The following is a 7,293-nucleotide window of genomic DNA, read 5'->3' on the forward strand; positions in this document are numbered from 1 at the left end:
CTCCCCCTCAGGCCCCCACGAACACCCCCGTAGTCGAAGGAAAGATCTCGCATGCCCGCACTGACCACGACCTCCGACGGCTTCCTCCTCGACGGCGAGCCGTTCCGGATCGTCTCCGGCGCGATGCACTACTTCCGCGTCCACCCCGCCCAGTGGACCGACCGGCTGCGCAAGGCCCGCCTGATGGGCCTCAACACCATTGAGACGTACATCCCTTGGAACCTCCACCAGCCCGACCCGAACGGTCCGATCGTCCTCGACGGCCTCCTGGACCTGCCCCGCTATCTGCGGCTGGCCCACGCCGAGGGCCTGCGCGTCCTGCTGCGCCCCGGGCCGTTCATCTGCGCCGAGTGGGACGGCGGCGGGCTGCCCTCGTGGCTCACCGCGGACCCGGACATCGGGCTGCGCAGCAGCGACCCCCGCTTCACGGACGCGTTCGACCGCTACCTCGACCAGTTGCTTCCCGCGCTCCTGCCGCACATGGCCGCGTCCGGCGGCCCCGTGATCGCCGTACAGGTGGAGAACGAGTACGGCGCCTACGGCAACGACACCGCCTATCTGAAGCACCTGGAGCTCGCCCTGCGCTCACGCGGGGTGGCGGAGCTGCTGTTCACCTGCGACCAGGCCGACCCCGCGCACCTGGCGGCGGGCACCCTGCCGGGCACGCTCGTCACCGGCACCTTCGGCAGCCGCGTCGCCCGCTCGCTGGCCCGCCTCCGGGAGCACCAGCCCGAAGGGCCGCTGATGTGCGCGGAGTTCTGGATCGGCTGGTTCGACCACTGGGGCGAGCCCCACCACGTGCGGGACGCGGCCGACGCCGCCGCCGACCTCGACCTGCTGCTCTCCGCGGGCGCCTCGGTCAACATCTACATGTTCCACGGCGGCACCAACTTCGCGTTCACCAACGGCGCCAACCACGACCACGCCTACTCCCCCATCGTCACCTCCTACGACTACGACGCCCCGCTCACCGAGTCCGGCGACCCCGGCCCGAAGTACCACGCCTTCCGCGAGGTCATCGCCCGGCACGCACCGGTGCCGGACAGGCCGGTACCGTCCCCGAGCCCCAAGCTCCCTCACACCGAGGTTCAGTTCGGGCGCCGCGCGCCGCTCCTGCCGTACGTGCACGTCCTCGCCGAAGGCGTGCGGTCGGAGCTGCCCGCGACGATGGACGAGCTCGGCCTGCGCGCCGGATACACGCTCTACCGCACGACCGTCCCCGAGGCGGGCGACGGTCTGCTGTGCTTCCACGGCGGTGTCGGCGACCGCGCCCAGGTCTTCCTGGACGGCGCCCCCGTCGGCGTACTCGAACGCGAGCGGCACGAGGAGACCCTGCCCGTCCGGGTGCCGCGCGCGGGCGCGGTCCTCGACGTGCTCGTGGAGAACATGGGCGGGGTCAACTACGGCCCGCGGATCGGCGCCCCCAAGGGCCTGCTCGGCCCGGTCGACCTGAACGGCACGGTCCTGCACGGCTGGGACTGCCACCCCCTGCCCCTGGACGCCCTGTCGGCGGTGCCCTTCACCCCCGACACGTCCACCACCGACTCGGTGCCCGCCTTCCACCACGGCACGTTCGACGTGACCGTCCCGGCCGACGCCTTCCTCGCCCTGCCCGGCTGGACCAAGGGCCAGGCCTGGGTCAACGGCTTCCACCTGGGCCGCTACTGGAACCGCGGCCCGCAGCGCACCCTCTACGTCCCCTCCCCCGTCCTGCGCCCCGGCTCCAACGACGTCGTCCTCCTGGAGCTGCAGGCCACCACCGGCAGGCGGGCGCTGCTCACGGACACCCCGGACCTCGGCCCCGTGGTGCCCTGAGCCGCCCCCGCGCCGCCTCTGAGTTTTCCCCCCACCCGAGAGGAAACCCCATGTTCCGACGTGCCCTCAGGCCGGCACTGGCCGCATGCGCAAGCGTGCTCCTGCTGCTGACCGCCTCGACCAGCGCGGAGGCCGCACCGGTCACCGTCACCAACGCGACGCAGTTCCCCGACACCGGCGGGAACGGCGTCCACGCCCACGGCGGCGGCGTGCTCAAGGTCGGCTCGCACTACTACTGGTTCGGTGAGAACCGCAACGCCGACAACACCTTCAAGGCGGTCTCGGTCTACCGCTCGACCGACCTGAAGACGTGGGAGTTCAGGAAGAACGTCCTGACCCAGGCCAGCGACCCGGAGCTCGACGTCTCGTACATCGAGCGGCCGAAGGTGATCTACAACAAGACCACCCACAAGTTCGTCATGTGGATGCACAAGGAGAACGGCAAGGACTACAACGAGGCCCGCGCCGCCGTCGCGGTCTCCGACACCGTCGACGGCGACTACACCTGGAAGGGCAGCTTCCGGCCACCGAGCGGCACCACCTCCCGCGACCAGACGCTGTTCCAGGACGACGACGGGACCGCGTACCAGATCACGGCCACGGAAAACAACGCCGACCTGCACATCTACCGGCTCGACGACGACTTCACCGGCTACGACAAGCAGGTGGCCAACCCCTGGCCCGGCCAGTGGCGGGAGGCTCCGGCCCTGTTCAAGCGCGACGGCGTCTACTTCATGCTGACCTCGGGGACCAGCGGCTGGAACCCCAACCAGCAGAAGTACGCCACCGCGGAGAGCCTCGCGGGCCCGTGGAGCGAGATGAAGGACGTCGGCAACGACACGGCCTACGGCTCGCAGACCGCCTTCGTCCTTCCGGTGCAGGGCTCATCGGCCACCTCGTACCTCTACATGGGCGACCGCTGGGGCAACTCCATGGGCGGCACGGTCAACGACTCGCAGTACGTCTGGCTGCCGCTGGCCTTCCCTACCAGGACCACCATGGACCTGCCGTGGTACCCGCAGATCTCCCTCGACACGGACACCGGAGCCGTCGACGGCGTGGGCGGCGACGCCCGCCACAGCCTCGCCGCCCGGCACAGCGGCAAGTGCGTCGACGTCTCGGGCAACTCGGCCGCCGACGGTGCGGAGGTCGTCCAGCAGAGCTGTGACCAGGGGCTCAACCAGCAGTGGCGGTTCGAGGACGCGGGCGGCGGGTACGTCCGCGTGCTCGCCCAGCACAGCGGCAAGTGCCTGGACGTGGCCGACGAGTCCACCGCCGACGGCGCCACCGTGCACCAGTACCGCTGCACCTCCGGCGTCAACCAGCAGTGGCGGTTCGAGGAGCGGGGCGACGCCACCTACCGGCTGGTGGCGCGGCACAGCGACAAGTGCCTCGCCGTCGCCGGCAAATCGACGGCGGACGGCGCCCGCCTCGTGCAGGAGGCCTGCGGGGACGGCGCCAGCCAGCAGTTCGAGCGCCGCACGACCGCCTGACCCTCCGAGCCGGTCGACACCCCCGGAGAAGGGAACACGATGGCACACGGAACACACCGCACACGTCGTACGCGGCTGCTCACGGCCCTCGGCTGCACGGCCCTGGCCACCACGACCGTCCTCGCGGCGGCCCCGCCCCAGGCAGCCGCTCCTCCCGCTGTCACCGTTCAGCCCGATCCCTCCCGTGCCCAGGAGGAGTTCGAGGGCTGGGGCACCAGTCTCGTCTGGTTCGCCAACGCCACCGGCGACTATCCGCCGGAGGTCCGCGAGAAGCTCGCCGACCTCGTCTTCGGCGACAGCGGGCTCGGCCTCAACATCGCCCGCTACAACATCGGCGGCGGCAACGCCCCCGACGTGAAGGACTATCTGCGCCCCGGCGGGGCCGTCCAGGGCTGGTGGCGGGCGCCCGACGGGACCACCCGTGAGGACACCGACTGGTGGGACCCCGCCGACCCCGCCCACTGGAACCCCGACGCCGACAGGACTCAGCGGTGGTGGGTCGACCGCATCAAGGGCGACATCGACCACTGGGAGACGTTCAGCAACTCGCCGCCCTGGTTCATGACGAAGAGCGGTTACGTGTCCGGGGGCTTCGACGCCACCGAGGACCAGCTCAAGGAGGAGTCCGTCGACGACTTCGCCGCGTACCTCACGGGCGCGACCGAACGCCTGGAGAAGGCGCACGGCATCGAGGTCGACACGATCGCCCCGTTCAACGAGCCCAACACCGACTACTGGAGTACGTGGTTGGGGCCCGACTCGCAGCCCGTCGGCGGACGCCAGGAGGGCGCCCACATCGGCCCCGAGCTCCAGCAGAAGGTACTCCGCGCGCTCGCCACGACGCCGGCCAAGTCCCCTACCGACGCGAAGATATCGGCGATGGACGAGACCAACCCCACCCTGTTCGCCAAGAACTGGAACTCCTACCCCACCGAGGTCCGCGACCTCGTCGACCGGCTCAACGTCCACACGTACGGCACCGAAGGGCGAACCGCCGTACGGGACTTGGCGAAGAAGGCGGGGAGGCCGCTGTGGATGAGCGAGGTCGAAGGGGAGTGGGATCCGGACGGGCAGGACTTCACCGACATGAAGTCCGGCCTCGGCCTGGCCCAGCACATGGTCGACGACCTGCGTGAACTGGAGCCGTCCGCCTGGGTGTTCTGGCAGCCCGTCGAGGACTACAACAACATGAAACCCGGCGGGGAGAGCGAGAAGGGCGGCAACTGGGGCAGCATCCAGCTGCCCTTCGACTGCACCGCCAAGGACACCCTGAAGACCTGCCCGATCAGGACCAACACGAAGTTCGACACCGCCCGCAACTTCACGCACACGATCCGGCCGGGCGACCGGCTGGTCACGGTCGACGACGCGTCGAGCGCCGCGGCGGTCCGCGCGGGCGGGGGCGGCGCCACCGTGGTCCACGTCAACTCCGGCGGGGAGGAGCGGTCGGTGACGGTGGACCTCTCGAAGTTCTCCCGCGTGTCGCCGGACGCCACGATGACGCCGGTCGTCACCAGCGCGGGCGGGGCACTGGAGGAGCGGGACCCCGTCCCGGTGACGGACGGCCGGGCCACCTTCACCGTCCCGGCCGAGTCCGTCACCAGCTTCGTCGTGGACGGCGTTTCCTGACGGCCGTCAGGCCTGCTCAGTGACGCTCGCCCAGGACCAGGGGGCGTCAGGGCTGCCGTCGAGCCCCACGCCGTGCGGTAGGCAGGGCTCGACGGGCAGCATTCCGGCGCCGCGCGCCCACCGGGCGTACTCGTCCGCCTGCGGGGCGCCTGCCCTGCGGAGGGCGGCCACGAGCGCTTCGTGGCAGGTCTCCGTGGCCCAGCCCCGGTCGATGTGCCCGAGCGGGTCGCGGCGCAGGACCTCGTCGACGGCGTCGCTGTCTCCGGCGGCGAGGAACGCCTCGATCAGGCGGGCGACGCCGTTCACGTGCGTCAGTTCGGCCCCCGCGGCGGCCCGTCGGATCAGGACCGCGCGCGCCTGCGTGAAGCCGTGGGCGGTCAGGGTGTGCAGGAGGGTCCCGATGGCGTAGACGTCGGTGAGGGCGATTCCGTCGGCCGCCCGGGCCGCGATCTCCCGGGCGGCCTCCCTCTTGCCCGCCGCGCACAGCGTGTCCACGAGGCCCGCGAGCGCTTCCCGGCCTTCGTAGTCGACCGCGTCGAGCCCGTCCAGGAGGCCGCGGTCGAAGAGGACCTGCACCGCCTCCGCCCGGCCGACCTCCGTGAAGGCCCAGAGAACGAACTCCATGGCGTCCACGCTCGGCCTCTCGACGCGCTCGGCGATGTGCCGGGCCAGCCGTGCGGCGGCATCCTCCGCACCGGCCAGGGACAGCTCCCGGACCAGGAAGAACATCTCGTCCGCGGGCGTGTGGGCCAGCGCCGCCGCCATCAGCGGGGCAAGGGCCCGTTCCCCTCCGAGCTCCCACAGCAGCTCGACGACCTCACCGACGGCGTCCGGTTCGGTGAGGGGCACATGGGACACCACCTCCGATGCCAGCGACTCGAATTCGGCCTCCGCGCCGACCGTGAGCAGCGCGCACAGGAGCCCCCGCAGCTCTTCCGGGTCCTCGTAGAAGAGCTCGGCCACCGGCTGCCGGGCGAGCACCAGGCGTACGAGCTCGGGCCTGCCGGTGTGGTGGAACAGGTCGAGCAGCGACGCCATCGCCTCCGCGTCCTCCAGGTCGGCCCCCTCCGCCACGCGCTCGGCCAGCAACGCGAACTCCTCCTCGGCCCCCAACTCCCGGAGCGTCATGAGGAAACCGCAGAGGGCGGACGCGACGTCGAAGAAGTCCGGGCGGCCGACGACGTCGATGTGGCGGGCGGGCGAGCGGCGGAGCAGGGTGCGCACACCGTCGTCGTCCCCGGCCTTCCTGAGCACCTGGAGGAGCCGTGAGACGGTGCCGACGTCGGTGAGGCCGGTCCGGGCGGCGGGGTCAAGGGCCAGCAGGTCGCGCGCGGCGTGCGCCGCCCCGGCCTCCTGCAGCGCGCCGATCAGCCAGGGGAGTTCGTCCGGGTCGAGGTCGGCCGCCCCGTCGACGATGCGGGCGGCGAGGGCCGCCGCGGCGCGGGACTCGCCCACGGCGCCGAGCACGTCCAGGAGCCGCGTGGTCCGCCATGTGTTCGTCAGGTCCGCGTGGCGGGCCGCGCGGTGCGCCAGCGGTCCGACGACGCGCCGCGCGGGCCGCCCCGCGGTTGCCTTCGCGAGGTGCGGCAGCGCCCAGATGATGTGTTCCGGGTCGGTCCGGTCGACGTGGGCCGCCAGGGAGTCGACGAGAGCGTCGACGACGTCGGCCGTGACGCCCTGCGCGGTCAGGCGCAGGGCGAGCTCGCCGACGGCCTTCACGTCCGCCGGGTCGGCCGCCTCGACGACGCGCCGCGCGAGCGTGTCCACGGCCTCCTGGGCCCCCACGGCGTGCAGATCCGTGAGGAGCTCCTCCACCACCCGGCCGTTGCCCGGGTCGACGTGCGCGGCGGCCCAGAGGGCGGCCCGCGCGGCGTCGGGGTGTCGCCGCGTGCGCTCGACGATGCGTACGCACGCGTCGTCACTGCCCGCGAGCGCGGCCCGCTGATCGAGCCGGAGGGCGTACCGGAACAGTCCGCGCCGCCAGGCGGCCGCTTGGAGCCGGTGCAGGTCCTCGGTGTCGTCCGTGTGGCGGACGAGCGCTTCCCACAGGGCCGCGGTGCCCGCCAGGGTCCCGTGGGGCGGCGCGGTGTACTGGAGGAGGTAGTCGGCGGGTTCGTAGCGGGGCCGGGCCCCTGCGGTCTCCCGGACCGCGCGGAGCGGGGTGAGGGTGCTGCGGACGTCGGCGCGTGAGCCGTCGCCGCGCACGCCGTCCGTCAGCGCCGCCAGGTCGGGTCCTGCCCAGTCCGCGCAAGAGGCCCGGTGGTGCGGGGCGAGGGAGCCGTCGGCCGCCGCCGCGAGGAGGTCCCCGCCGAGCGGCGTCTGGTGGCCGAGCCTGCGGGCGTCGAGGGCGGCGGTG

The 7,293-nt window shown here is 72.3% G+C and carries 3 protein-coding genes and 1 pseudogene; 3 read left to right on the forward strand and 1 reads right to left on the reverse strand.

Translation table 11 applies throughout. The features are described 5' to 3' along the window. Positions 1 to 51 precede the first annotated feature (51 nt). From AOK03_RS21800 to AOK03_RS21810, 3 genes are read left to right on the forward strand one after another with little or no spacing between them, the layout of a single operon-like run. Positions 52 to 1,815, forward strand: coding sequence for a glycoside hydrolase family 35 protein (locus tag AOK03_RS21800; RefSeq protein ID WP_055567004.1), 1,764 nt, complete (start codon positions 52 to 54; stop codon positions 1,813 to 1,815). Between the two features lie 50 nt (positions 1,816 to 1,865). Then, entirely contained in the window at positions 1,866 to 3,308 is a 1,443-nt protein-coding gene (locus tag AOK03_RS21805) for an RICIN domain-containing protein (RefSeq protein ID WP_055567005.1), read from the forward strand. A 39-nt stretch (positions 3,309 to 3,347) separates the two neighbouring features. Beyond that, positions 3,348 to 4,937: a glycoside hydrolase gene (locus AOK03_RS21810; RefSeq protein ID WP_079074874.1), complete on the forward strand. Its 1,590-nt coding sequence runs from the start codon at positions 3,348 to 3,350 to the stop codon at positions 4,935 to 4,937. 6 nt (positions 4,938 to 4,943) lie between these two features. On the opposite strand, the pseudogene AOK03_RS21815 reads toward AOK03_RS21810, so the two are convergent. After that, positions 4,944 to 7,293 (reverse strand): annotated as a pseudogene (locus tag AOK03_RS21815) (hypothetical protein); the annotation flags it as partial.

The organism is Streptomyces atriruber (genome assembly GCF_001418325.1).
Taxonomy (GTDB): domain Bacteria; phylum Actinomycetota; class Actinomycetes; order Streptomycetales; family Streptomycetaceae; genus Streptomyces; species Streptomyces atriruber.